The sequence below is a fragment of the Streptomyces sp. SS1-1 genome, assembly GCF_008973465.1.
Lineage (GTDB): Bacteria > Actinomycetota > Actinomycetes > Streptomycetales > Streptomycetaceae > Streptomyces.
In genome coordinates this window covers 1,098,925-1,123,639 of record NZ_WBXN01000004.1, presented here as the reverse complement: position 1 = coordinate 1,123,639, position 24,715 = coordinate 1,098,925, and the positions used below count along the sequence as shown (strand labels likewise).

Genomic DNA, 24,715 nt, shown 5'->3' with positions numbered 1-24,715 from the left:
CGTCATGTCCGAGCCGCCCACCCTCCCCGTCACCTTCCGGCCGGGGCGCACCCGCGCCATCCTGCTCAGCGCGGGCGTCGCGATCTTCGTCGTCATCACGGCGGTCGCGCTGCTGCTGGACAAGCTCGGCCCGGGGGAGCGGCTCAGCTTCATCCTCACCGGCGCCCTCATGTTCGGCGTGCTCGCCCAGCTGGCACGCGTCCGCGTGGTCGCCGACGAGTCCGGCGTCACCGTGGTGAACATCGCATCCCGCCGCCGGCTGGCCTGGGCGGAGATCGTCCGGGTGAACCTGCGGCCCGGCGACCCCTGGGTGTTCCTCGACCTCAGCGACGGCACCAGCCTGCCCGCGCTGGGCATCCAGCCCGGTATCGCCAAGGAGAAGGCCATCGCCGACGCCCGCGCCCTGCGCGCCCTCGCCGAGGCCCGCGCCGTCCAGGACCATGAGGGCCGTAACGGCTGACCGACCCCGCCGGGGCTCGTTCGGGGGCGCTCGCCCTGCCGCAAGTGCCCCGGTCTTGATTAATCTGGTGGCGGAGGCGTTTTCACGACGCCTCCGCCTCTCGTGGGTCCGACCGGTCCTTCGAAGGCCCCTGCTACCCGAGGAGTGATTCCCTCCAGCGATGGACGGATCGTCCTGTAGTACCTGCGCCGCCCGCCCCCGACATACCGGGGCGGCGGCATCATGAGTACCCCCCTGCTGCTCCTGGCAGCCGCGTTCCTCCTCATCCTCGCCAACGGCTTCTTCGTGGCCGCCGAGTTCGGCCTGGTCACCGTCGAGGCCACGGAGGCCGAGAAGGCCGCCGCCGAGGGCGACCGACGGGCCCACCGGGTCGTCGCCTCCCTCCGGGAACTGTCCTTCCAGCTCTCCGGCACCCAGCTCGGCATCACCATCACCTCCCTGGTCGTCGGCATGCTCGCCGAACCCGCCCTGGCCCAGCTCCTGGGCGGCCCGTTCGGCGCGATCGGCGTCCCCGAGGGAGCCGTGTCGGGCGTCGCCGTGGTCGTCGGCATGCTGCTGGCCTCGGCCGTGCAGATGGTGATCGGCGAACTCGTGCCGAAGAACTGGGCGGTGTCGCGGCCCCTGCAGGTCGCGCGCTTCGTCGCCGGACCCCAGCACGTCTTCGCCCGGCTGTTCCGCCCGGTGATCGCCGCGCTGAACTCCGTCGCCAACCGGCTCGTCCGGGCCATGGGCATCGAGCCCGCCGAAGAGCTGGCGTCCGCCCGCACCCCCGGCGAGCTGGTCTCCCTGGCCCGCCACTCCGCCCAGGCCGGCGCCCTGGAGCAGGACACCGCGGACCTGTTCGTCCGCACCCTGTCCCTCGGCGAGCTGACCGCGCAGCACGTGATGACCCCCCGGGTGAAGGTCAGCGCGCTCCAGTCGTCGGCCACGGCCGAGGACGTGGTGAACCTCACCCGCGCCACCGGCCTGTCCCGCTTCCCGGTCTACCGGGAGCGGATCGACGAGATCGTCGGCATGGTCCATCTCAAGGACGCGCTCGCGGTCCGTTCGAGCGACCGGCTGCGCACTCCTGTCGGCCGGATCGCCCAGCCGGCCCTGCTGGTCCCCGAGACCCTGCCGGTCCAGCCGCTCCTCGCCCGGCTGCGCAGCGAGCAGCCCATCGCCGTCGTCGTCGACGAGTACGGCGGCACGGCCGGCGTGGTGACGCTGGAGGACATCGTCGAGGAACTCGTCGGCGAGGTCCGCGACGAGCACGACGGGCAGGACCTGCCCGAACTCGCCGCGGCCCCGCCCGAGGACGGCCGGCCCGCCTGGGACGCCGACGGCAGCTGCCGGGTCGACATCCTCCAGCGGATAGGGCTCGACGTGCCCGAGGGCCCGTACGAGACCGTCGCCGGCCTGGTCGCCGACCTGCTCGGACGCATCCCGGCCGTCGGCGACAAGGCGGAGCTGCCCGGCTGGCGGCTGTCCGTGCGCCGGGTCGGGCACTACCGGGCCGAACGGGTCCGGCTGGTGCGCACCGGCGCCGTGGTGGAGGTCGCCCGATGAGCGTCCTCCAACTCCTCTTCGCCGCCCTGCTCGTGCTCGCCAACGGCTTCTTCGTCGGCGCCGAGTTCGCCCTGGTCTCGGTCCGCCGCAGCCAGGTCGAACCGCTCGGCACGGCCCGCGCCCGCCAGGTGCTGTACGGCCTGGAGCATCTGCCGCGGATGATGGCCGCCGCCCAGTTCGGCATCACCGTCTGCTCCCTGACGCTCGGGGCGGTCGCCGAGCCGACGGTGGCGCATCTCCTCGAGCCGGTGTTCGAGTGGGTGCGTCTGCCGGACGGCATGATCCATCCGCTGACGTACGTCATCGCGCTCGCCGCGGTCGTCTTCTTCCACCTGGTCATCGGTGAGATGGTGCCGAAGAACCTGGCCATGGCGGCACCGGAGAAGGTCGCGCTGTGGCTGAGCCCGGGCCTGGTGTACTTCGCCCGCTTCTGCCGGCCGATCACCGTCGCCCTCGGCGCGGTCGCGCAGGCGATCCTGCGGCTGTTCCGCGTGGAGCCGAAGGACGAGGTCGAGGCGGTGTTCACCAGCGAGCAGCTCAACCGGCTCGTGGAGGACTCCGGCCAGGCCGGGCTCCTCGACCCCGAGGAGCAGGAGCGCCTGGAGGACGCCCTGGAGCTGGGGTCGCGCCCGGTGACGGACGTCCTGCTGCGGCGCGAGTCGCTGGTCACCGTCAGCCCCTCGGTCACCCCCGGCCAGATCGTCGCGCTCACCGCCCGCACCGGCTACTCCCGGTTCCCGGTCGCGGCCGAGAACGGCGCCTTCATGGGCTATCTGCATGTGAAGGACGTCCTGGACGCGGAGGAGTCCGAACGGGCGGTGCCGCAGCACCTGTGGCGCCCGATGACGACCCTGCGCTCCGAACTGCCTCTGGACGACGCCCTGACGGTGATGCGCCGGGCCGCCACCCATCTGGCTCAGGTGGCCGACGCGTCGGGCCGGGTCCTCGGCCTGGTCGCCCTGGAGGACGTGCTGGAGCTGCTGGTGGGCGAGGTCCGCGACCCGGCCCACCGGGAGCTCCCGGAGGTACGGGTGACCGGCCCCCGGATCGGCACGGGCGAACCGGAGGGAGCCCTGGCCGGCTGAGCCGGCCGTACGCCGCGGGACCCGTCAGCGCGCCGACGGGTCCTGCGGCCCCCGCCCCGACAGCACCTCGCCGTACGCCTGCATCAGATCGGGCAGCCGCAGCGTCGCCAGCTCCTCCCGGGTCAGTGCGCCCGGGTAGGCCGACAGCCGCAGATCCCGGTAGGCGCAGCTCTTCTCGTACAGCGTGCGCAGGAACCGCCCGTTGCCGAGTTCGTCGATCCACCCCTGGTCGACCACGTGCCCGGCGATGGACCGCAGCTCGTCCAGCGCCTCCTCGTCCCACAGGTCGCCGTTCTCGGCGGCGAGCACCTCGCCGATCGCGGTCAGCTCCAGCGGGCGGTACGAGGGGAAGTCGACGCGGGTGGTGAACCGGGAGGACAGCCCGGGGTTGGCGGCCAGCAGCCGGTCCATGCCCTCGGGATAGCCGGCGAGGATCACGACCAGGTGGTCCCGGTTGTCCTCGGCCCGCTTCAGCAGGACCTGCAGGGCCTCGTCGCCGTAGGCGTCGCCCTTGCCGTAGCCCGTGTTGGACAGCGCGTACGCCTCGTCCACGAACAGCACCCCGCCGAGCGCGGAGTCGATGAGCTCGTTGGCCTTCACCGCGGTCTGCCCCAGGTACTCGCCGACCAGGTCGGCCCGCTGGGCCTCCACGAGGTGGTCGCCGCCGAGCAGCCCGAGCGCGTAGAAGACCCGGCCCAGGATGCGGGCGACCGTGGTCTTGCCGGTGCCGGAGGGACCGGAGAAGACGAAGTGCCGCTTGGGCGGCTGCACCGGCAGACCCTGGCCGGCCCGCAGCCGTGCCATGTTCAGCTGCGCGGACAGCGCCTTGACCTGCCGCTTGACGGGCTCCAGCCCCACCATGCGCTCGAGTTCGGTGAGCGCCTCCTCGAGCAACGCGGGATCGGTCGGCCCGGCGGGCAGGGGCTGCGACGACACGGCCGCCTTCTCCCGCACCGCGGGGTCCGCCACCGACGGCAGCGGACCGGCCGGCGGCTCGGGGTCCGGCAGCCTCAGATCGCGTCCCTCGACGCCGAACAGCGGGTCGAGCCCGTCGGTGCCGTCGACGTCCTGCCCGAACCCGGCGAGCGTGATCGCGGCCAGGTCGGCGTTGTCGTCGTACCCGTCGCCCTCGGCGATGGCGGCGAGCCTTGCGGAGGTGTCCATGAAGGCCGGGTCGACCCGGTGCACCGCCCGGTACAGGGGGAGCGCCGCCGCCGACCGGCCGGTGCCCTCGTGCGCGCGGGCCAGCCAGTACCGCAGCTCCTTGCGCTGCGGCTGCTCGCTGCGGCACCGCATCAGCGCGGCCGACAGCAGCGGCTCGGCCTGCCCGTACATCTCCAGCCGCACCCGCGCCATGCCGCCGAACAGGCCGGCCTCGATGCCGAGCATCGGATCGTCGAGGAGGGGGTCGGTGTGCCGGACGAGCTGCTCCCAGTCCTTGACCAGATAGGCCCGGCAGGCGTGCAGGAAGCGGACCTGGTGGTCGGTGTCCACGGGCGGCAGTCCGGCGAGCGCGCGGTCCAACTCGGGGACGTGCCGTCCGTCCAGCCAGTGGGAGGCGTGGGCCAGCAGCAGATCGCGCGGGCTCTCCAGCACCGGCTGCACCCACCAGCCCAGCCAGTACCAGGAGTTGAGCGTACGGCGATGCCGGGCGCGCTGCTCCCCGAAGCGGTCCCGGTGCCGGAACATCCGCAGCAGCGCGGTCGTCGTGTCGACCCGCAGCGCGTGCAGGCCGAGCCAGCCGTCGGCCATCCCGGGATCGATCCGCACCGCAGTGCGGAACTCCTCCTCCGCCTGCGGATACGCCCCCATCGTGTACGCGTCCACACCTCGCAGCCAGGCGAGGTCGGCCGGGGCCTCGGGGCCCCGCGTGCCGAAGTCCATCACGTCCCCCACAAACCGTGCCCCCGTCGGTTGGCCGACCGCTCGCCCCCGGCCGCCGGTATCGAACCGCCGTACCGCGGACCGGAGTTGCCACGGTGCGCAGAGCAGCCGTCCGTAGGTCGCACCAGGGGCATCGTACCTGCGAGGGCGTGGCGCGCCCCAGGGTGCCGCACAGGCCGTCGGGGGAGGTGGGAGCACATCGGGGGAGTGCGCGGCGGTGACCGTCGGTGATCGGATCGCCCCTCTCGGCGCCCGCGAAACGGCGTCAGGGCAGAACGAAGCCCCCGATCACGGGGGAACAATCGGGGGCTTCGCGTCTGGAGAGCGGTTGCTCATGACCGCACATTCAGAACGTAAGACCTGTACGGCCCTTGGGTCAAGCGGAGTTGGGGCACTCCGGGAAGTCGCCGAGGAGCCCTCTTCACAAGTTCAGCACATTGCAGATGGGTCGTCACGGTGCGTGACGGAGTGGTCCGTTCCAGGTGTCGCAGCAGGCCCGGGAGTCACCTCATATCCCGTCGTCCCCTGCTTTTTCCGCCGGACCAGGAGGTCCGCGAAGGGCCGGGACGGGTCCGCGGCGAAGTGCGCGCGTTCCGCCGGGACCCAGCCGTCCCAGAACTCCCGCTGCTCCTCCCCGTCGCGGGCCCGGCCGCGGGCCCAGGACTCCTCGGCCGGCAGTTCCATCCACAGCAGCCGGGCGAGATACGGCCGCAGGGCGCGCCGGCCCGCGCCCACCCCCTCGACGACGACCACCGGCGCGGGCGGCAGGGCGACCGGGGGACCGAAGCGCCGCGCGCGCCAGTCGTAGGGCGTGTAGCGGGCGGTCCCCCCGCGGGTGAACGGCTCGATCACCTGGGCGGTCAGGCGCGCGGTCCAGTCGAACAGCTCGTCGTGGCTGGCGATGTCGTCGAGGTGCAGGACCGGGGCGTCCCCGAGGGCGCGCGCCAACTCCGCGGCGAACGTGGACTTTCCGGAGCCGGCGTGCCCGTCGACGGCGATCAGGCGGACCGGACCGCAGGAGGGGGGCAGCCGGCGGAGCCGGGAGGCGAGCTCGTGAATCGTTCGTCCCGAAGTCGAAGTCGGAGGGAGTGCTGGGGGCGCGTCGCGTCCGCACATTCTAGTGCGCGGCCGGAACCGTATCCGGACCGTGATGGGAAAACGTGTCGCTTTGAACTACTCCATGTTTTCTCCATTGCCGTCGAAAAACTCCGGCCACCACGGGTGAAATCCATGTTCCGGAGACGGGCGGTGCTGAGTAGGGTGCCAGGTGCGCAACGGTGAGGTGTCACAACGGGGGATGGGCCGGGACAGATGACCGCTGGGTTATTCGAGGGGCAGTACGTGTGGCATCCGGCGGCCGACGACCGGGTGCTCGCGCGGGTTTGCGTCGAGGTGCGCGCCGGTCGATATCTGGGCGCCCGCGAGGCATTGGCGGAAACCCGCGGCGACTTCGCGCTGCGGGCCCACCGCTCACTGGTGCTCGCCTCGGAGGCCGCCGACTCCGACCTCGTGGAGCGCTGGCTGGCCGAGGAGCCCGGCCCGGAGGCGAAGCTGCTGTGGGCGCGGGTCGCCGTGGTGCGGGCCCTGCGCGCGGCCGACGCCCACGACCCGCGCGCCGAGGCGCTGGAGCGGATCGCGCTGGCCGCCTGCGACCGGGCCGCGCGGGCCGACCCCGCCGACCCCACGCCCTGGGTGGCCAAGCTGGCGATGGCCCGTCTGCACCGGCTGCGCGACACGGCCCCGAGGGGCCTGCTCACCGCGCCGCCCGGGCCCTGGCGCCTGTTCGCGCACGTGCTGTCGCTGGACCCCTGGCACCGCGAGGCCCACCACCGCTTCCTCGCCTGCTTCCTCCCCCGCCACGGCGGCTCGCTGACCGCCGCCTGGGACGTGGCCGCATTCCTCGGCCAGCGGGCCCCGGCCGGCTCGGCCCTGGGACTGCTGCCCCTGGTCGCCCTCGTCGCCTGCTACGACCCCAGCCGGCTGCTCGCCGACCGCGTCTGGGAGCAGCCCCAGTGGCGCGCCACGGCGGTCGCCCTGCACCGCGACTGGCTGCCCACGGTGGCCGACTACGCCTTCACCCCGGTCCTGGACCTCGCGTACCTCGCGCACGCCCTGGTCATGGCCCGGCGCGCGGAGGAGGCGCGGACGGCGTTCACGGCCATGGGGCCGTACGCCTCGCGCATGCCCTGGGCCGTCTTCGGCGACCCGGCCGACGAGCTGTCCCGGGCGCGCCGCGCCTGCGGTCTGCCCGTCCCCGGCGCCTGACGGCACCTCCACCCCCCACCAAGAGGAAGGTCACAACCGTGTCCTCACGGATACCGGCCGCGCGTGCCCGGGCGCGCGCGGCAGCGGATCCGATCGCGCTGGACGACGACGCGACCCTGCACGCGATGGGTTATCCGAGGAAACTCACACGTCGTTTTCAGGCGTTCGACAATTTCGCCATCTCCTTCACCGTCATCAATGTGGTCGCCGGAATCTTCTCCGGTTTTGGATTCGGCCTCTCCGCGGGCGGTCCCGCGATTCTCGTCTTCGGCTGGATCGGCGTGTCCGTCATGGTGCTCTTCGTGGGGGCATCGATGGCGGAGGTCGCCTCGGCCTATCCGACGAGCGGCGCCCTGTATTTCTCCGCGGGGAAACTCGCCCGCCGGCACAAAGGCGCGTGGTCCTGGTACACGGGCTGGCTCAACTTCGTCGGCCAGGTCGGCGGTACGGCCGCCACCGGGTACGCCGCCGCCACCTTTCTGCAGGCGCTGATCACCCTGCAGTGGCCCGGCTACGAGCCGACCGGCCATCGGACGGTGCTGCTCACGGCGCTGATCATCGTGGTCCAGGGCCTCGCCAACACGTACACCGTGCGGCTGGTCGCCGTGCTGAACCGGATCTCCGTGTGGTGGCTGCTGTGCGGGCTGGTCGTCATCGTGACCGCCCTCGTCGCCGTGCCCGACCGGCACCAGCCGGCCTCGTTCGTCACGCATTTCGCGAACGACACCGGTTTCACGAGCGGCCTTTACGGCGGCATGCTCGGGCTGCTGGTCACCAGCTGGACCTTCACCGGCTTCGACGGCAGCTTCCACATGTCCGAGGAAACGGTCCGGGCGACCGTCAACGCACCGAAAGGGATCACGCGTTCGATAGCTTCCTCGGCGCTGGCCGGTCTCGTCCTGATGTGCGCCCTCGTCCTCAGCATGCGGGACCACGACCGGGTGGCCGCCGCCGACGCCCCCGCCGTACGCGTCCTGATCGACGGGGTCGGCCTGGCCGCAGCGAAGGCGCTGCTCCTCATCGTGATCGGCGCGATGCTGTTCTGCGGACTGGCCAACCTCACCAGCAACGCCCGGCAGATCTTCGCCTTCTCGCGGGACGGCGCGATGCCGGGGTCGCGCTGGTGGCACTCGGTCTCCCCGCGCACCCGCGCCCCGGTCAACGCGGTCTGGCTCGCCGTCGGCTGCTCGCTGGTGCTGGTCCTGCCCGGCTGGTGGTCGCACACCGCGTTCACCGCCGTCGTCAGCGTCAACGTCGTCGGGCTCTTCCTCGCCTACGGCATTCCGATCCTGCTGCGGCTGCGGCTCGGTGACGCCTTCGAGCCCGGCCCCTGGCACCTGGGCCGCTGGGGCCGCCCGGTCGGGACGGTCGCGGTGACCTGGATCGCGCTCAGCAGCGTCCTGTTCATGCTGCCGCACGCCGCGCCGGTCACGGTGACCTCGTTCAACTACGCCCCGGTCGTCCTCGCCGCCGTCCTGGGCGTGGCCACGCTGTGGTGGTTCACCTCGGCGCGGCGCCGCTTCCACGGCCCGGTCAGCTACGGCCGCCCGGACGAGGTCGCCGCCATGGACCTCGTCTGAGGGCGTGTGCCGCGTACGCCGTCCCGGTGTACGCGGCACACCGGACGCCCGCCCCAGGGTGCGCACGCCGAGAGTGGTCCTGCGGACAACCGCAGGTCATGCCAGTGGTCGAGACCAATATTGGCAGGCGCGCCCGGGGCCGAAGTGCTGGCAGACGCCGCCCGGGACGGCCATAGTTGGCGCACACCCGTGCACCGGCCCCACCCGACTCGACACCTGGGGGTCTCCCGCCCATGAGCACAGCCGAACAACCGTCCCGCAGAATCGTTCTGGCGGCAGCGGTGGCCGCAGCCGTCACCGGCCCCGCGGGCTCCGCGGCCGCCGCCGGCACCGCCACCGAGGCCGGCGCCCACCCCGACCGCACCGACCGCGCCGCCGCCCGCCAGGTCGACTACCGCGCCTGGACCTCGTACACGGACTGGCGCGGCGGCACCGCCGCGGGCACCCGCGCCGTCGCGGGCTCCCGCCCCGGCCTGGAGATCGGCACACCGAAGGGCACGACCGAGTACACGGACCCGCACACCGGGGTGAAGGCCCGCTGGGAGTACGCGACCTGGACGTCCCCCGTCCACCGCCTCGCCGTCCCGGCGACCGAGGTGATCGCCTCCTGGAACGCGCACACGCCCGCCGGGAGCTGGCTCCAGATCGAACTCAAGGGCACCTACTCCGACGGCACGGCGACCCCCTGGTACGTGATGGGCCGCTGGGCGGCCGGCGACCAGGACATCCGGCGCACCTCGGTCGACGACCAGGGCGACGGCCGCAGCAGCATCTGGACGGACACCTTCGCGATCGACGACCCGGCGACCGGGCTGCGCCTCGCCTCGTACCGGCTGCGGCTGACCCTGTACCGCAAGCCCGGCACCAAGGTCACCCCGAAGGTCTGGCGGGCCGGCGCGATGGGCTCCGACGTCCCCGACCGCTTCACCGTCCCGGCCTCGAAGCCCGGACTCGCCCGCGAGCTGACCGTCCCGCGCTACTCGCAGGAACTGCACGTCGGCCAGTACCCGGAGTACGACAACGGCGGCGAGGCCTGGTGCAGCCCCACCTCCTCGCAGATGATCATCGAGTACTGGGGCGGCAGGCTCACCCGCGAGCAGCTGTCCTGGGTGGACCCGGCGTACGGCGACCCGCAGGTCTGCCACGCCGCCCGCTTCACCTACGACCACCAGTACGAGGGCTGCGGGAACTGGCCGTTCAACGCCGCCTACGCGGCCACCTTCGACGGCCTCCAGGGCGTGGTCACCCGGCTCGGCTCGCTGACCGACCTGGAGACGCTGATCGCCGCCGGCATTCCGGCCATAACGTCCCAGTCCTTCCTCAAGGAGGAGCTGACCGGGGCGGGGTACGGCACCGCCGGGCACCTCATGACCGTCGTCGGGTTCACCGCCGACGGCGACGTGATCGCCAACGACCCCAACTCGCCGACCAACGAGGCGGTGCGCCGGGTCTACAAGCGGCGCGAGTGGGAGAACATCTGGCTGAGGACCAAGCGCTACAACGCGAGCGGCAAGGTCGTCTCGGGCACCGGTGGCGTCTGCTACCTCTACTTCCCGGCGCGGCCGACGGCCCGCCAGCGCGCGGCGCTGGCCGCGGTGGGCGTGCGCTGACCTCGCCGCACGCGACCATGACAGGGCTCCGGGCGACCGGGGCCCTGTCGCTGTGAGCAAGCTCTCGGCCGCAGGGGGCGTCGGCGGTGGCAAGGTGGGGCATATGACCGCGCACTCCACCTCGGCGGGCCGCGTCCGCACCGGCGGACCCCGGGAAGACGGCCCCAAGATCCTCGAACACCTCATGGGCTGGACCCTCGTCGTGGTGCTCGCGATGCTCGTCACTCAGCTCGGACTGCTGTGAGCTGACCCACATCGAGCCACCGGGCCGGACATATACCGACCCGGCCGTGAGCGGACCCGTCAGCCTCGATCACACTCGAACAAGCAGCTGGCGCCCGTCTGCCATACTGCCGGATGTCCCGCCGCCCGTTGGATAACAGGGTCGAAATTGAATATTAGTCAGCAGCGCGACGCGGCCCGTCCCCGGGCCCGCGGCACCGAACGCTCCATGGCGCGCCGTGCCGAACTCATCGCCATCGGGCGGAAGCTGTTCGCCGACACGTCCTACGACGCGCTCTCCATGGACGACATCGCCCGGCAGGCCCATGTGGCCAAGGGGCTCATCTACTACTACTTCCAGTCCAAGCGCGGCTACTACCTCGCGATCATCCAGGACTCCGTGGCCGACCTCGTCACCTACGCGGCGAGCGGCGGCGAACTGGAGGCCGTCGACCGGGTGCACCGCACCATCGACAGCTATCTGCGCTACGCCGAGCACAACCAGGCCGCCTACCGCACCATCGTCAGCGGCGGCGTCGGCTTCGACACCGAGGTGCACTCCGTCCGGGACGGCGTGCGCGAGGCGATCGTCGCCACCATCGCGGAGGGCGCGTACGGCCGCACCGACATCGCCCCGCTCGCCCGCATGGGCCTGCTGGCCTGGGTGTGCAGCGTGGAGGGCGCGACCCTCGACTGGATCGACCGCCCCGAACTGCCCCGCGACACCATGCGCGAGCTGCTGGTGAAGACCCTGGGCGGCGCCCTGCGCGCCATCGAGGAACTCGACCCCACCTACCCCGCCCCGCAGGCGGCCCGCCGCGAGGGCTGACCCGCACGACAAGGGGCGGAGGCTCGTGGTCCTCCGCCCCCGGTCCCCCGTAGGACCGGTCACCTGTCCTGTGCCGGACCGGTCACCGGATGGCCTTGATCAGCTCACCGTCGGTCGTGTCACCGCTCAGCTCCCAGAAGAAGGTGCCGCCGAGGCCCTCCTGGTCCTTGTACGTCATCTTCGTCCCGACGGTCGCCGGGGTGTCGTAGCTCCACCACTGGTCACCGCACTTGGCGTACGCCGTGCCGCCCACCGTGCCGGTCGCCGGGCACTTCGCCTTCAGCACCTTGTAGTCCTCGATGCCCGCCTCGTAGGTGCCGGGCGCCGCGCCCGTCGCGGTGCCGCCGGGTTCCGCCTGGGTGACGCCGGTCCAGCCGCGGCCGTAGAAGCCGATGCCGAGCAGCAGCTTGGACGACGGGACGCCGAGGCCCTTGAGCTTCGCGATGGTCGCCGAGGTGTGGAAGTCCGCCTTGGGGATGCCGGAGTACGAGGTCAGCGCCGAGTGCGGAGCCGTGGGGCCGGCCGCGTCCCAGGCGCCGAAGAAGTCGTACGTCATCGGGTTGTACCAGTCGACGTACTGGGCGGCGCCCGCGTAGTCCGCCGCGTCGATCTTGCCGCCGCTGGTGGCGTCCGCGGTGATCGCCGCGGTGACCAGGTTGCCGGAGCCGAACTTGGCGCGGACCGCCGACATGAGGTTCCTGAACGCGTCCCGGCCGCTCGTGTCACATGTGGCACCGCAGGCGTTCGGGTACTCCCAGTCGATGTCGATGCCGTCGAAGACGTCGGCCCACTTCGAGTTCTCGACCAGGTCGTAGCAGGACTGCGCGAACGCGGCCGGGTTGCGCGCGGCCTCGCCGAAGCCGGCCGACCAGGTCCAGCCGCCGAAGGACCACAGGACCTTCAGGCCGGGGTGCTTCTTCTTGAGCTCGCGCAGCTGGTTGAACGTCCCGCGCAGCGGCTGGTCCCAGGTGTCGGCGACGCCGTCCACCGACTCGTCCGCGGTGTAGGCGCGCTCGGTCGCGGCGTAGGAGTCGCCCATCGCGCACTTGCCGCCGGTGACGTTGCCGAAGGCGTAGTTGATGTGGGTCAGCCTGTCCGCCGAACCGGACGTCTCGATGTTCTTGACGTAGTACGCGCGGTCGTACGTGCCCCATTCGGTGAAGTAGCCGACGGCCTTCGAGCCGGCGGAGACCTTCGGGGCGGCGGCGGGCTCGGCGGTGGCCGGGGCGGCGCCGGCGAGCAGTCCGGCGCCGAGGACCGCCGCGCAGGCGGCCGACACGAGCGCGAGGAGCCGGGAACGTGGGGGGTGCGGAATGTGCATCGGGGTGCATCCTCCGTGGGGGGAGAGGGGAGCTGAGCCGATTGGCATGAACGCGATGATGAACCGCCCCGTCACGGTAGGAGGACTAGACCAGTACGTCAATGGTTCGGACCAATCAGGGCGCCATAACGTGCTGGAAACGTTGTGGAGTGAGCGGTCGTTAACTGGTGACGGCATGCGTCCGATCGGGCATACTCACTGCGCACAGCCGCTGGTCAGCAGCCTCCGAGACCCGGAGTCGGCGAGCATCGGACTGGGCCCAGGAAGACCCGGCGGAGCCGCCGCACCCAAGGCGACACGTCCGCCGACGTGCCCGACAGGGAGGATCGTCGCCATGCCCGACCGCGCCCCGCAGACGGTGGACCGTCAACTGCCCACGGACGAGGCCCGGGACCTGATCTCGCTCGTCCGCGACATCGCGCAGCGCGAGATCGCCCCGAGGGCGGCCGAGGAGGAGGACGCGGGACGCTTCCCGCGCGAGGTCTTCACCCTGCTCTCCGAGTCCGGCCTGCTCGGCCTCCCGTACGACAGCGAGTACGGCGGCGGCGACCAGCCCTACGAGGTCTATCTCCAGGTCCTGGAGGAGCTCGCCGCGGCCCGCCTCACCGTCGGCCTCGGCGTCAGTGTGCACACCCTGGCCTCCTACGCGCTCGCCACCTACGGCAGCAAGGAGCAGCAGGTCGAGCACCTGCCCGCGATGCTCGGCGGCGGCCTGCTCGGCGCCTACTGCCTGTCCGAGCCGGCGTCCGGGTCCGACGCGGCCTCCCTGCGCACCCGGGCGGTCCGCGACGGCGACGGCTGGGTGATCACCGGCACCAAGGCGTGGATCACGCACGGCGGCATCGCCGACTTCTACACCGTCATGGCCCGCACCGGCGAGGAGGGCCCGCGCGGCATCAGCGCGTTCCTGGTGCCCGGCGACGCCGACGGGGTGAGCGCGGCACCGCCCGAGAAGAAGATGGGCATGAAGGGCTCACCCACCGCCCAGGTCCACTTCGACGGCGTCCGGGTCGGCGACGACCGGCGCCTCGGCGAGGAGGGCCAGGGCTTCGCCATCGCCCTGTCCGCGCTCGACTCGGGACGGCTCGGCATCGCGGCCTGCGCGATCGGCGTGGCCCAGGCGGCGCTGGACGAGGCGGTCACGTACGCCACCGAGCGCCGCCAGTTCGGCAGGCCGATCGCCGACTTCCAGGGCCTGCGCTTTCTGCTCGCCGACATGGCCACCCAGATCGAGGCCGGGCGCGCGCTGTACCTGGCGGCGGCCCGGCTGAAGGACGCGGGCCGGCCGTTCGCCAAGCAGGCGGCCATGGCGAAGCTGCACTGCACCGACACCGCCATGAAGGTCACCACCGACGCCGTCCAGGTCCTCGGCGGCTACGGCTACACCGCGGACTTCCCGGCCGAGCGGTACATGCGCGAGGCCAAGGTCCTGCAGATCGTCGAGGGCACCAACCAGATCCAGCGGATGGTCATCGCCCGTCACCTAGCGGGTCCCGAGTCACGCTGAACTGACCACGCTTGACCTGCGGCGCCGCGAGCCGGATCCACTCCGGGTCGTGGTGCCCGGGCAGCGTCCGGCCGCGGTCCGCCCACATGCGCATCAGATCGCGGTAGATGGGCGGGTCCGGCTGCGGCGGCGCCGACGGCTGAAGCGTTCCTGCGGGACGCGGCACGAAGACGCGCCGCTGGGGCCCGGTCGCGGAGTAGGTGGAGGGCATACCCGGGCAACGCGGAGGTCGCCGGACAAGTCACCGCTGCCGTGAATCGGGCGTGAGTTCGTGGACACACCCACGCAGTGCGGGACGGCGTGCCGGATCAACACGCCTGCGGGCTGCGGTGGTTGACGGAGTCTCACGCGCAACTCCCGCACCACGGCGGGCCGTACACGGCCATGGTGCGGGGGCGGCGAGGATCAGGCGCGGGCGCGCTCGCTCAGGCGGCGTGGCGCCGCACGACCGGCACCCGCATGGGCCGCGAGCCCGGGCCGCCGACGTGCGAGAAGGGCTGGGTCCGCCAGTCGAGTCCCTGAGGGAGCGTCAACAGCAGGGCGGTGTCCTGCTCCTGGGGCTCCGCCGACTCGTCCGCGGAGCGGGCCTCGGAGGCGAGGCGGCCGGTCCCGGCACAGACGGTGAGACCGAACGGGTTCCACGGCGAGGCGCACAGCGCGTGCTCCGGCAGGACCTCCTCGTCCGCCAGCAGCGCGATGGGCTGCGCGCAGTCCGGGCAGATCACCCGGTACATCTCGAAGGTGTCGTACGCGTCGAGTTCGTCGTCCTCCAGGGCGTCGGGTTCGACGCCCTCCGGAGCGGGCTCGACCACAAGTTGCCGACGCTTGGGCGCCGTTCGACCGGGACGCTTAAGACTCTGCATGGGATTCTCCCCCTCGGGCTGGGCCGTTCAGGCGCTGCGGCCTCGACCACAGCAAGCACTTCCCTGCGGTCCACGGCGTTAATCACGGCGCCATCACGGAGCCGGCCCGATGCCTGTGGCCTTCGTCACATGCCGCCCGCAGGTGCCCACGGCGGCCGGTTTGTCCCCCGGCGGACCGGGGGCGACCCGGCGCCGACATCACGAACCGGCCATGACCTGGGCCGCCGAGGTATCCGAGGAGATCACCATCCCTGTAGGTTCATGCCATGGAGGAGCTGGACCGACAGATCGTGCAGCTGCTCGTCAAGGACGGGCGGATGAGCTACACCGACCTGGGCAAGGCCACCGGCCTGTCCACGTCGGCCGTGCACCAGCGGGTGCGCCGGCTGGAGCAGCGCGGCGTCATCCGCGGCTATGCCGCGGTCGTGGATCCGGAGGCCGTGGGTCTGCCCATGACCGCCTTCATCTCGGTGAAACCCTTCGACCCCAGCGCTCCCGACGACATCGCGGACCGGCTCGCGGGCGTGCCCGAGATCGAGGCCTGCCACAGCGTGGCCGGCGACGAGAACTACATCCTCAAGGTCCGGGTGGCCACCCCGCACGAGCTGGAGGAGCTGCTCGCCCGGCTGCGGTCGCTGGCGGGCGTCTCGACCCGGACGACCGTGGTGCTGTCCACGCCGTACGAGGCACGGCCGCCGAGGATCTGACCGGCGCCGGGGCGACCCCGGGGCGAGGACGGCCGGGCGAGGCGCGAGACTGTTCCCATGAGTGAGTCCACCGCCCAGCCGCAGACCGTCCTCCTCCGCCGGGGGGAGGTCCACAGCCCCGCCGACCCCTTCGCCACCGCGATGGTCGTGGAGCGCGGCCAGATCGCCTGGGTCGGTTCCGAGGGGGCCGCCGACGCCTTCGCGGACGGTGTGGACGAGGTCGTCGACCTGGACGGCGCGCTGGTCACCCCCGCGTTCACCGACGCGCACGTGCACACCACCGCCACCGGCCTCGCGCTGACCGGCCTCGACCTGTCCGGCGCCCCCTCCCTGGAGGCCGCCCTCGCCCTGGTGCGGGACTTCGCCGCCGCCCGCCCCGGCGACCGCGTCCTGCTCGGGCACGGCTGGGACGCCGCCCGCTGGCCCGGCGGCCGTCCCCCGACACGCGCGGAACTCGACGGGGCCACCGGCGGCCGTCCGCTGTACCTCTCCCGGATCGACGTCCACTCGGCGGTCGTCACGACGGCCCTGCTGGAGATGACGCCGGGCGCCGCCGGCGCGCCCGACGCCCCGCTCGTCGCCGACGCCCACCACGCCGTCCGCGCCACCGCGCTGGCCGCCCTCACCGGCGCCCAGCGCACCGATGCCCAGCGGGCCGCCCTCGCGCACGCCGCGTCCCTCGGCATCGGCACCGTCCACGAGTGCGGCGGACCCGACATCTCCTCCGAGGACGACTTCACGGGCCTGCTCCGCCTCGCCGCGCAGGAGCCCGGGCCCCGCGTGGTGGGCTACTGGGCCGAACAGGACGTCGACAAGGCACGCGAGCTCGGCGCCGCCGGCGCGGCCGGCGACCTGTTCGTCGACGGCGCCCTCGGCTCCCACACCGCCTGCCTGCACGAGCCCTACCGCGACGCCGGGCACACCGGCGCCGCCTACCTGGACGCGGGCGCCGTCGCCGCCCACGTCGTCGCCTGCACCGAGGCGGGCCTCCAGGCGGGCTTCCACGCGATCGGGGACGCCGCCGTGGCCGCCGTGGTCGACGGGATTCGCGCCGCCGCCGACAAGGTCGGCCTCGCCCGGATCCGCGCCGCCCGCCACCGGATCGAGCACGCCGAGATGCTCACCCCCGAGACGGTCGCCGCCTTCGCCGAACTCGGGCTGACCGCCTCCGTACAGCCCGCCTTCGACGCCCTGTGGGGCGGCGAGGACGGGATGTACGCCCAGCGCCTGGGCGCCGAACGCGCCCGTACCCTCAACCCGTTCGCGGCCCTGCTGCGGGCCGGTGTGCCGCTCGCGTTCGGCTCGGACAGCCCCGTCACCCCCCTGGACCCCTGGGGCACGGTCCGCGCCGCCGCCTTCCACCGCACTCCGGAGCACCGGGTGTCCGTGCGCGCCGCGTTCACGGCGCACACGCGGGGCGGCTGGCGGGCCGTCGGCCGGGACGACGCGGGCGTCCTGGTGCCGGGCGCGCCCGCGGACTACGCGGTGTGGCGCACCGGCGCACTGGTCGTCCAGACGCCCGACGACCGGGTCGCGCGCTGGTCGACCGACCCGCGCTCCGGCACTCCCGGCCTTCCCGACCTCTCCCCGGGCCGTGACCTGCCGGTCTGTCTGCGCACGGTGATCGGCGGACGCACGGTCTTCGTACGGCCGGGCGAGTGATCTACCGGGGTGGCGCGCGCGGGCGCGGTCCGCGCCGCTGCCTCGTACGACCTGGGAATCCTCGGCGCTGACCTGGGACGCTTCCGAAAAGCCGCAGGTCGCACGCCTGTTGACAGGCGGAGGTCCGGGGCCGGTAGGTTCGGCGGCGTCCACCACCGGACGCCCGAGCAGACCACCGGGGAACTTCCGGGAAACGGTCGCAACGCCGCTGGGTCAGGGACGGTGTGCCGCACCGGCGCACCGCCACTGGGAGCCAGGCTCAGCGCCGGCGCGGCGACGACGGATCGTTCCGGCCTGCCGGGGAGGTGTGACCCGGGTGGGGCCCGGGCGCTCAGTAGACAACGGCTTCAGGTCGACCCGCAGCCGGCGGGTCCCAGGTCGGCCCGAAGGGCGCCGGGCCCCCATCCGCAGACGTCCGCGCACCGCCGTCCGCCGCGCGAAGGCCCCCCCGCGCGGACATCCCACGGCGCCGACGCCCGTGCTGTCACGTCGGCGCAGGCCGCGCCCACTATGGTGGTCCTCTGCGGACGGACATGAAGGGGCAGCAGTGAACGACGGCGACGGGACCCTCGCGGCACAGGACCGGGGGAGACAGTTCGGGCCGCTCGGCACGGCATTGGTGATCATCCCGACCTACAACGAGGCGGAGAACATCAAGAGCATCGTCGGCCGGGTCCGCGAAGCGGTCCCCGACGCGCACGTGCTCGTGGCCGACGACAACAGCCCCGACGGCACGGGCAAGCTGGCGGACGAGCTGGCCGCCCAGGACGACCATGTCCAGGTCCTGCACCGCAAGGGCAAGGAGGGCCTGGGCGCGGCCTACCTCGCGGGCTTCCGCTGGGGCCTGGAGCACGGCTACGGCGTGCTGATCGAGATGGACGCCGACGGCTCCCACCAGCCCGAGGAGCTGCCGCGTCTGCTGACCGCCCTCAAGGGGGCCGATCTGGTGCTCGGGTCGCGCTGGGTGCCGGGCGGCCGGGTGGTGAACTGGCCCAAGTCCCGCGAATTCATCTCGCGCGGCGGCAGCCTCTACTCCCGTCTCGCCCTGGACCTGCCCCTGCGGGACATCACCGGCGGCTACCGCGCCTTCCGCCGCGAGACCCTGGAAGGGCTCGGCCTGGACGACGTCGCGTCCCAGGGCTACTGCTTCCAGGTCGACCTGGCCCGCCGTGCCGTCAAGGCCGGCTACCACGTCGTCGAGGTCCCGATCACCTTCGTGGAGCGCGAGCTCGGCGACTCCAAGATGAGCCGCGACATCCTGGTCGAGGCGCTGTGGCGGGTCACCACCTGGGGCGCGCAGGAGCGGGCGGGCAAGCTCCTCAACCGGGCGAAGACGTCGGCACCCAAGGGCAAGCAGGCATAGGGCACGGGCGGCGGCCCCGGGCCGCCCTCTTATACCGCTCTGAACCGGGCCCAGGCACACTGGACGCATGACGACTGGCGCACCGACCCCCACCTCACCCTCCCGGCCCCGGCGCTCCCGTCTGCGCGGCTTCCTGCCGCTGGCCGTCGCCGCGTGGCTGGTGCTGGAGATCTGGCTGCTGACGGTGGTCGCCGGCGAGGCCGGCGGGCTCACGGTCTTCCTGCTGCTCGTCGCCGGGCTGGTCCTCGGCTCCGTGGTCGTGAAGCGGGCGGGCCGGCGCGCCTTCCAGGCGCTCAACGAGGCGCTCCAGCGCGGCGGCACCCCGGAGCGCGGCGGCGGCAACGGGCTGATGATGCTGGGCGGCCTGCTGATCATGCTGCCGGGCCTGATCTCGGACGCGGTCGGGCTGCTCCTGCTGATCCCGCCGGTACAGAAGGTGGTGAGCCGCTACGCGGAGCGCACCTTCGACCGCAAGCTGCGCGAGGCGGGGGCCGGGTCGTTTGGCGACGCCTTCCAGCAGGCGCGCATGCACCGCCCCGACGGCAAGGTCGTCCAGGGCGAGGTCATCCGCGAGCGCCCCGGGGACGAGCCCGAGGAGCCCCGCCCGCCGCTGACGCGGTAGCGCGTCCCTTTCACCAGGACAACGCACAAAACCGCAGGTGCCTCAGGGCACCTGCGGTGTATGTGCGCTCGTAGCCGGGTCCGCTAGGCGGACTTGCGGCTGTCCCGGGGATGAACGGCGATGTTCATCGCCCCTGAACGGAGAACGGCGAGACGCTCCTCGAGGACCTCTTCGAGTTCCTCGCGGGTACGCCGCTCCATCAACATGTCCCAATGCGTACGCGCGGGCTTGGCCTTCTTCTCCTCAGGGCCGTCGCCGTCGACGAGGAGTGCCTGGGCTCCGCAGACCTTGCACTCCCACTCCGGCGGAATCTCCGCCTCGACCGAGAAGGGCATCTCGAACCGGTGCCCCTTCTCGCATGCGTACTCCACGGCCTGGCGCGGGGCCAGGTCGATGCCGCGGTCCGTCTCGTAGCTGGTCACCACGAGGCGCGTGCCGCGAAGAGCTCGCTCACTCATGAATCGTGCCTCCCGGGCTTGTCGCCCACAGGACAGGTGTCGCTGTCGTCGTCATCCGGTCAACGTCCGGTCGGCGGTAAAGATTCCCGTTCCGAGTCACGTTCCGGGTCATGCGTCGCCGTCGTAGCCGCAGCCTTGCTGACCAATGTCGTACCCACCGGCGCCCGGTTTGTCACATCTGTGAGGAGATGTGACCCAGCGTTTCGGCATCTTTGACGCGCAGTAACGGTACGCCTGGTAGGCCAAACGCGTACACTACCGCCCTTTCACTCCGAACGCTAAATCGTGGGCGGTACGCGGTTGCCCGCGTCGCTGATCGCCCGCCGTACGGGTACCCGCGCGAGCAGGATGAATCCGATCACGAAGAAGGCCACCAGTGAGATGATCGCGTCCCGGTAGCTCCCGGTGAGCTGGTAGGTCAGACCGAACAGCAGCGGGCCCAGCCAGCTCATGCCCCGGTCGCTCATCTCGTACGCCGAGAAGTACTCGGCCTCCTTGCCGGGCGGCACCAGATGGGAGAACAGGGACCGCGACAGAGCCTGGCTTCCGCCCAGCACCAGGCCGATCCCGGCCGCCAGCACGAAGAACCACACCGGGGCCCCGGCCGGCAGGAAGTACCCGGCCGCCAGCGTGAGTGTCCAGGCGACCAGGGATCCGAGGATGGTCCGCTTCGCCCCGTGGATCCGGGCCAGACGCCCCATGGCCAGCGCGCCGGCGACCGCGAGGACCTGGACCAGCAGCACGGCCCCGATGAGCGTGGACTGGCTCAGCCCCAGTTCCTTGGAGCCGTAGACCGACGCCTGGGTGATCACCGTCTGGATGCCGTCGTTGTAGACCAGATAGGCCAGCAGGAAGGCGAGCGTCAGCGGGTGGCGGCGCATGTCCCGCAGGGTCGCGGCGAGCTGCCGGAACCCGGCGCCGGTGCCCTGCCCGGCGGCCCGCTCGGCGCTCGGTCCCCGGTCGCGCAGCCGCAGCAGCGGGACCAGCGCGAATCCGCCCCACCACAGACCGGCCGAGGCGAGGCAGATACGGACCGCCATGCCCTCGGAGACCCCGAACGCGTCGTGCCCCAGATACAGGGCGAGGTTCACGACCAGCATCAGGGAGCCCGCCGCGTAGCCGAACGCCCAGCCGCGGGAGGAGACCGCGTCCCGCTCCTCGGGGGCCGCGATCTGCGGCAGATAGGAGTTGTAGAGCATCATCGCGACGGACTGCGCGGCGTTCGCCACCACGAGCAGGAGACCGCCGAGCAGATAGCGGTCCCCGTTCAGCAGGAACATCGCCGTGGTCGCCGCCGCGCCCGTGTAGGCCGCGGCCGCCAGGAGCGGCTTCTTGCGCCCCGTACGGTCGGCCGCCGCCCCGACCAGCGGCATCACCAGGACGGCCACGACGACCGACAGGGACACCGAGTACGCGAAGAACGACCCTGCGCGCACCGGGATGCCCAGTGGGTGGACGAAGCCGTCCGCGTCCGCCGCCGCCTCGGCGACCGATGTCAGATACGGGCCGAGGAACACGGTGAGCACGCTCGTCGAGTAGACGGAGCACGCCCAGTCGTAGAAGTACCAGCCGCGCTGTTCGCGGCGCCGTCCGGCGGCCTCGTCGGCCGCCCCTGTGCCCACGGTCTCGATGCCCACCCCGTGCCCTCGCTTCCCCGTGGAGATCAGCGCGAGGGCTGAGCCGGGACGGGGTCAGACCCAGACGCCCCGGTCCTCCATGACCTTGCGCAACGTGTCGATGTGATCGGTCATGATGCCATCCACTCCCAAGTCCAGGAGCCGGTGCATCCGCTCCGGATCGTTGATCGTCCACACGTGCACCTGCAGACCACGCGCGTGGGCCGTCCGCACGAAGCGGTGGTCGACCACCTGGATGCCGGACTGGGCCTCGGGAACCTGGGCCGCCACGGCCGAGCGGCGCAGCGCCGCGGGCACGCCCCAGGAGCGCAGCCGCAGATTGAGCACCCCCCGCGTCCCGTACGACGTCGCCAGACGCGGGCCCGCCAGCCGCTGGGCGCGGACCACACGTGCCTCGGAGAAGGAACCGACGCAGACGCGGTCCCAGGCGTTCGCGCGCTCGATCAGCTCCAGGAAGGGGTGGAGCGCGGGCTCCGCCTTCAGGTCGACGTTCCAGCGCACCCCGGGGAACGTCTCCAGCAGCTCCTCGAACAGCGGCACCGGCTCCTGGCCCGCCACCCGGGCCTGCCGCACCTCCGCCCACGGCAGGTCCGCGATCCGGCCCGCGCCGTCCGTCACCCGGTCCAGCGTGGCGTCGTGGAAGGCGACGAGCCGGCCGTCGCGTGTGGTGTGGACGTCGGTCTCGATGTACCGGTAGCCCTGCTCCACGGCCCGCCGGAACTGCAGCGCCGTGTTCTCCAGGCCGTCCGCCGTGCCGCCCCGGTGGGCGAAGGGGATCGGGCCGGGGTGGTCGAGATAGGGGTGGCGTATCCGTGTGGTGCTCACGGACGCAGTATCGCCCCTTCGGGTTGCCCGCCGGCAACGACCGTGCTGCCGCCGGACGCGGGCGGGACGGCGAACACCCGCAGGAACAGCTGGGCGAGCGGGCCGATGGACAGCGCGTACAGGATCGTGCCGGCGCCGACGGTCCCGCCCAGCGCGAAACCGGTCGCGACGACCGCGACCTCGACGGCCGTGCGCATCAGCCGGATGGAACGGCCGGTCCGCCGGTGCAGGCCGGTCATCAGGCCGTCGCGCGGGCCGGGACCGAAGCGGGCGGCGATGTAGAGGCCGGTCGCCACACCGTTCAGGACGATGCCGGCCACGAGGAGCGGGATCCGCGCGGCGAGGCTGTGCGTCTCGGGGAGCAGTGCGAGGGTGCCGTCCATGGCCAGCCCGACCGCGAACACGTTGGAGACGGTGCCGAGGCCGGGGCGCTGGCGCAGCGGGATCCACAGCAGCAGCACGATCGCGCCGACGATGATCGAGACGACCCCGATGGTGAGTCCGGTGCGCTCGGCGAGACCCTGGTGGAGGACGCCCCAGGGCTCCAGGCCGAGACCCGCGCCGACCAGCAGCGCCGAGCTCACCCCGTACAGGGCGAGGCCCGCGTACAGCTGGGACAGCCGTCGTACGAGATGCCGCTGCCTGGACAATGTCGCCCCCTGGTGGTGGTCGTGGCCTGCCACATGACACCCTGTGGCTTGGGATGCAACGCCATCCATGGCCAATTCGAAGTAGGTGGACTGGAAATCATGGCGCAGTGGACTTCCGCGGTGGGTGCCGCGCAGCTCGCCCGACTCCTCACCTCGCAGCAGGACCGCCCCGCAGGACCCGGTACCCGGCGTCCGCCCGCGTACCGGGCGCTGGCCGACGGTATCCGGCTGCTCGTCCTCGAGGGCCGCGTCCCCGTCGCCGCCCGGCTGCCCGCCGAGCGGGAGCTCGCCCTCGCCCTGTCCGTGAGCCGGACGACCGTGGCCGCCGCCTATGAGGCGCTGCGCGGCGAGGGCTTCCTGGAGTCGCGGCGCGGCGCCGGCAGCTGGACGGCCGTGCCCGCCGGCAACCCGCTGCCCGCGCGCGGGCTGGAGCCGCTGCCCCCCGAGGCGCTCGGCTCCATCATCGACCTGGGCTGCGCGGCGCTGCCCGCCCCCGAGCCCTGGCTGACCCGCGCCGTCCAGGGCGCCCTGGAGGAACTGCCGCCGTACGCCCACACCCACGGCGACTATCCCGCCGGGCTGCCCGCGATGCGGGCGATGATCGCCGACCGGTACACGGCGCGCGGCATCCCGACCATGCCCGAGCAGATCATGGTGACGACCGGGGCGATGGGCGCGATCGACGCGATCTGCCAGATGTTCGGCGGGCGCGGCGAGCGGATCGCGGTCGAGTCGCCCTCCTACGCCAACATCCTCCAGCTGATGAGGGAGGCCGGCGCCCGGCTCGTGCCCGTCGCCATGGCGGAGGGGCTGGCCGGCTGGGACATGGACCGGTGGCGGCAGGTCCTGCGGGACGCGGCGCCACGCCTCGCCTACGTCGTCGCCGACTTCCACAACCCGACCGGCGCCCTCGCCGACGAGGACCAGCGCCGGCGGCTGGTGGACGCGGCCCGGTCCGCGGGGACCGTGCTGGTCGCCGACGAGACCATGAGCGAGCTGTGGCTCGACCCGGAACTGGAGATGCCCCGGCCCGTATGCGCGTTCGACCCCGCCGGATCGACCGTCATCACCGTCGGCTCGGCCAGCAAGGCCTTCTGGGCCGGTATGCGCATCGGCTGGGTGCGGGCCGCCCCCGACGTCATCCGCAGCCTCGTGGCCGCGCGCGCCTACGCCGACATGGGCACGCCCGTGCTGGAACAGCTCGCCGTGAACTGGCTGTTCGGCACCGGCGGCTGGGAGCAGGCCGTGGAGGCGCGGCGCGGGCAGGCCCGGGAGAACCGGGACGCGCTGGTGGCCGCCGTCCGCCGCGAACTGCCCGGGTGGGAGTTCGAGGTCCCGCGCGGCGGCCTCACCCTGTGGGTCCGCACGGGCGGCCTCTCGGGGTCGCGGCTCGCGGAGGCGGGGGAGCGCGTCGGCGTCAGGGTGCCGTCCGGGCCCCGCTTCGGCGTGGACGGCGCCTTCGAGGGCTACGTCCGGCTGCCGTTCACCGTGGGCGGCGCGGTCGCCGAGGAGGCCGCGACCCGCCTGGCCGCGGCGGCCAGGCTCGTGGAGAGCGGGGTCACCGGCGGGGGCGAGTCGGTGCGGCCCTTCGTGGCCTGACCGGTCGCGCCCGTTCGG

At 72.6% G+C, this 24,715-nt stretch carries 22 protein-coding genes; 14 read left to right on the top strand and 8 right to left on the bottom strand.

Annotated features, from left to right (window positions below; genetic code table 11):
* Nucleotides 1-4: 4 nt before the first annotated feature.
* From F8R89_RS06180 to F8R89_RS06170, 3 genes are all read left to right on the top strand, one after another.
* Nucleotides 5-460, top strand: coding sequence for a PH domain-containing protein (locus F8R89_RS06180; RefSeq protein ID WP_151788011.1), 456 nt, complete (start codon nt 5-7; stop codon nt 458-460).
* 222 nt (nt 461-682) lie between these two features.
* Nucleotides 683-2,008, top strand: a complete 1,326-nt coding sequence (locus F8R89_RS06175; protein ID WP_151783017.1) for a hemolysin family protein — start codon at nt 683-685, stop codon at nt 2,006-2,008.
* Nucleotides 2,005-3,093: a hemolysin family protein gene (locus tag F8R89_RS06170; RefSeq protein ID WP_151783016.1), complete on the top strand. Its 1,089-nt coding sequence runs from the start codon at nt 2,005-2,007 to the stop codon at nt 3,091-3,093. The genes F8R89_RS06175 and F8R89_RS06170 overlap by 4 nt, the downstream gene beginning before the upstream one ends.
* A gap of 24 nt (nt 3,094-3,117) precedes the next feature.
* Here F8R89_RS06170 and F8R89_RS06165 read toward each other — a convergent pair whose 3' ends face one another.
* The gene (locus tag F8R89_RS06165; RefSeq protein WP_151783015.1) at nt 3,118-4,977 is read right to left on the bottom strand and encodes an AAA family ATPase; all 1,860 of its coding nucleotides are present in this window, start codon (nt 4,975-4,977) and stop codon (nt 3,118-3,120) included.
* A gap of 429 nt (nt 4,978-5,406) precedes the next feature.
* Nucleotides 5,407-6,093: a uridine kinase gene (locus F8R89_RS06160; protein WP_151783014.1), complete on the bottom strand. Its 687-nt coding sequence runs from the start codon at nt 6,091-6,093 to the stop codon at nt 5,407-5,409.
* Nucleotides 6,094-6,288: 195 nt separating this feature from the next.
* On the opposite strand from F8R89_RS06160, the gene F8R89_RS06155 reads away from it, so the two are divergent.
* The 5 genes from F8R89_RS06155 (at nt 6,289) to F8R89_RS06135 (ending at nt 11,483) form a co-directional block, all read left to right on the top strand.
* Nucleotides 6,289-7,242 (top strand): hypothetical protein, encoded by a 954-nt coding sequence (locus tag F8R89_RS06155; protein ID WP_192806054.1) that lies wholly within the window; start codon nt 6,289-6,291, stop codon nt 7,240-7,242.
* 125 nt (nt 7,243-7,367) lie between these two features.
* Nucleotides 7,368-8,822 (top strand): amino acid permease, encoded by a 1,455-nt coding sequence (locus F8R89_RS06150; RefSeq protein WP_192806341.1) that lies wholly within the window; start codon nt 7,368-7,370, stop codon nt 8,820-8,822.
* Between the two features lie 233 nt (nt 8,823-9,055).
* Entirely contained in the window at nt 9,056-10,432 is a 1,377-nt protein-coding gene (locus F8R89_RS06145; protein ID WP_151783012.1) for a peptidase C39 family protein, read from the top strand.
* A 103-nt stretch (nt 10,433-10,535) separates the two neighbouring features.
* Nucleotides 10,536-10,676 carry an SCO1431 family membrane protein gene (locus F8R89_RS06140; RefSeq protein ID WP_107115766.1) on the top strand — a complete coding sequence of 47 codons (141 nt, stop codon included), beginning with the start codon at nt 10,536-10,538 and terminating at the stop codon, nt 10,674-10,676.
* A 147-nt stretch (nt 10,677-10,823) separates the two neighbouring features.
* Nucleotides 10,824-11,483 carry a TetR/AcrR family transcriptional regulator gene (locus tag F8R89_RS06135; protein ID WP_151783011.1) on the top strand — a complete coding sequence of 220 codons (660 nt, stop codon included), beginning with the start codon at nt 10,824-10,826 and terminating at the stop codon, nt 11,481-11,483.
* Nucleotides 11,484-11,565: 82 nt separating this feature from the next.
* On the opposite strand, the gene F8R89_RS06130 is transcribed toward F8R89_RS06135, so the two are convergent.
* Nucleotides 11,566-12,804 carry a glycoside hydrolase family 18 protein gene (locus F8R89_RS06130; protein WP_151783010.1) on the bottom strand — a complete coding sequence of 413 codons (1,239 nt, stop codon included), beginning with the start codon at nt 12,802-12,804 and terminating at the stop codon, nt 11,566-11,568.
* A gap of 334 nt (nt 12,805-13,138) precedes the next feature.
* On the opposite strand from F8R89_RS06130, the gene F8R89_RS06125 reads away from it, so the two are divergent.
* Nucleotides 13,139-14,311 carry an acyl-CoA dehydrogenase family protein gene (locus F8R89_RS06125; protein WP_151783009.1) on the top strand — a complete coding sequence of 391 codons (1,173 nt, stop codon included), beginning with the start codon at nt 13,139-13,141 and terminating at the stop codon, nt 14,309-14,311.
* Nucleotides 14,312-14,736: 425 nt separating this feature from the next.
* Here the strand turns inward: F8R89_RS06125 and F8R89_RS06115 are convergent, their stop codons facing one another.
* Entirely contained in the window at nt 14,737-15,174 is a 438-nt protein-coding gene (locus F8R89_RS06115; protein WP_151783007.1) for a hypothetical protein, read from the bottom strand.
* A 266-nt stretch (nt 15,175-15,440) separates the two neighbouring features.
* On the opposite strand from F8R89_RS06115, the gene F8R89_RS06110 reads away from it, so the two are divergent.
* The 4 genes from F8R89_RS06110 to fxsA all read left to right on the top strand — a co-directional run bounded on the left by F8R89_RS06110 (nt 15,441) and on the right by fxsA (nt 19,528).
* A complete protein-coding gene (locus F8R89_RS06110; RefSeq protein ID WP_004002750.1) occupies nt 15,441-15,881 on the top strand; it encodes an Lrp/AsnC family transcriptional regulator in 441 nt (146 codons plus the stop codon).
* 57 nt (nt 15,882-15,938) lie between these two features.
* On the top strand, nt 15,939-17,543 hold the full coding sequence (locus F8R89_RS06105) for an amidohydrolase (RefSeq protein ID WP_151783006.1): 1,605 nt from the start codon (nt 15,939-15,941) through the stop codon (nt 17,541-17,543).
* Between the two features lie 547 nt (nt 17,544-18,090).
* Complete coding sequence (locus F8R89_RS06100) at nt 18,091-18,906, top strand: polyprenol monophosphomannose synthase (protein ID WP_151783005.1); 816 nt, start codon at nt 18,091-18,093, stop codon at nt 18,904-18,906.
* Nucleotides 18,907-18,973: 67 nt separating this feature from the next.
* Nucleotides 18,974-19,528, top strand: a complete 555-nt coding sequence (fxsA, locus tag F8R89_RS06095; RefSeq protein ID WP_151783004.1) for an FxsA family membrane protein — start codon at nt 18,974-18,976, stop codon at nt 19,526-19,528.
* Between the two features lie 83 nt (nt 19,529-19,611).
* On the opposite strand, the gene F8R89_RS06090 is transcribed toward fxsA, so the two are convergent.
* The 4 genes from F8R89_RS06090 to F8R89_RS06075 form a co-directional block, all read right to left on the bottom strand.
* Nucleotides 19,612-19,986, bottom strand: a complete 375-nt coding sequence (locus F8R89_RS06090) for an RNA polymerase-binding protein RbpA (protein ID WP_003977404.1) — start codon at nt 19,984-19,986, stop codon at nt 19,612-19,614.
* A 278-nt stretch (nt 19,987-20,264) separates the two neighbouring features.
* Nucleotides 20,265-21,623: an MFS transporter gene (locus F8R89_RS06085; RefSeq protein WP_151783003.1), complete on the bottom strand. Its 1,359-nt coding sequence runs from the start codon at nt 21,621-21,623 to the stop codon at nt 20,265-20,267.
* A 54-nt stretch (nt 21,624-21,677) separates the two neighbouring features.
* On the bottom strand, nt 21,678-22,448 hold the full coding sequence (locus tag F8R89_RS06080) for a glycerophosphodiester phosphodiesterase (protein WP_151783002.1): 771 nt from the start codon (nt 22,446-22,448) through the stop codon (nt 21,678-21,680).
* On the bottom strand, nt 22,445-23,098 hold the full coding sequence (locus F8R89_RS06075) for a YczE/YyaS/YitT family protein (protein ID WP_151788009.1): 654 nt from the start codon (nt 23,096-23,098) through the stop codon (nt 22,445-22,447). Before F8R89_RS06075 ends, F8R89_RS06080 begins: the two co-directional genes overlap by 4 nt.
* A 99-nt stretch (nt 23,099-23,197) precedes the next feature.
* On the opposite strand from F8R89_RS06075, the gene F8R89_RS06070 reads away from it, so the two are divergent.
* Nucleotides 23,198-24,697, top strand: coding sequence for a PLP-dependent aminotransferase family protein (locus F8R89_RS06070; protein ID WP_151783001.1), 1,500 nt, complete (start codon nt 23,198-23,200; stop codon nt 24,695-24,697).
* Nucleotides 24,698-24,715 lie beyond the last annotated feature (18 nt).

Coding starts and splice junctions, on each gene's coding strand:
- F8R89_RS06155 (WP_192806054.1), top strand. CDS start 6,289: ATGACCGCTGGGTTATTCGAGGGGCAGTACGTGTGGCATCCGGCGGCC.
- F8R89_RS06105 (WP_151783006.1), top strand. CDS start 15,939: ATGAGTGAGTCCACCGCCCAGCCGCAGACCGTCCTCCTCCGCCGGGGG.
- F8R89_RS06165 (WP_151783015.1), bottom strand. CDS start 4,977: ATGGACTTCGGCACGCGGGGCCCCGAGGCCCCGGCCGACCTCGCCTGG.
- F8R89_RS06145 (WP_151783012.1), top strand. CDS start 9,056: ATGAGCACAGCCGAACAACCGTCCCGCAGAATCGTTCTGGCGGCAGCG.
- F8R89_RS06140 (WP_107115766.1), top strand. CDS start 10,536: ATGACCGCGCACTCCACCTCGGCGGGCCGCGTCCGCACCGGCGGACCC.
- F8R89_RS06180 (WP_151788011.1), top strand. CDS start 5: ATGTCCGAGCCGCCCACCCTCCCCGTCACCTTCCGGCCGGGGCGCACC.
- F8R89_RS06170 (WP_151783016.1), top strand. CDS start 2,005: ATGAGCGTCCTCCAACTCCTCTTCGCCGCCCTGCTCGTGCTCGCCAAC.
- F8R89_RS06130 (WP_151783010.1), bottom strand. CDS start 12,804: ATGCACATTCCGCACCCCCCACGTTCCCGGCTCCTCGCGCTCGTGTCG.
- F8R89_RS06160 (WP_151783014.1), bottom strand. CDS start 6,093: ATGTGCGGACGCGACGCGCCCCCAGCACTCCCTCCGACTTCGACTTCG.
- F8R89_RS06150 (WP_192806341.1), top strand. CDS start 7,368: ATGGGTTATCCGAGGAAACTCACACGTCGTTTTCAGGCGTTCGACAAT.
- F8R89_RS06090 (WP_003977404.1), bottom strand. CDS start 19,986: ATGAGTGAGCGAGCTCTTCGCGGCACGCGCCTCGTGGTGACCAGCTAC.
- F8R89_RS06175 (WP_151783017.1), top strand. CDS start 683: ATGAGTACCCCCCTGCTGCTCCTGGCAGCCGCGTTCCTCCTCATCCTC.
- F8R89_RS06110 (WP_004002750.1), top strand. CDS start 15,441: ATGGAGGAGCTGGACCGACAGATCGTGCAGCTGCTCGTCAAGGACGGG.
- F8R89_RS06070 (WP_151783001.1), top strand. CDS start 23,198: ATGGCGCAGTGGACTTCCGCGGTGGGTGCCGCGCAGCTCGCCCGACTC.
- fxsA (WP_151783004.1), top strand. CDS start 18,974: ATGACGACTGGCGCACCGACCCCCACCTCACCCTCCCGGCCCCGGCGC.
- F8R89_RS06115 (WP_151783007.1), bottom strand. CDS start 15,174: ATGCAGAGTCTTAAGCGTCCCGGTCGAACGGCGCCCAAGCGTCGGCAA.
- F8R89_RS06125 (WP_151783009.1), top strand. CDS start 13,139: ATGCCCGACCGCGCCCCGCAGACGGTGGACCGTCAACTGCCCACGGAC.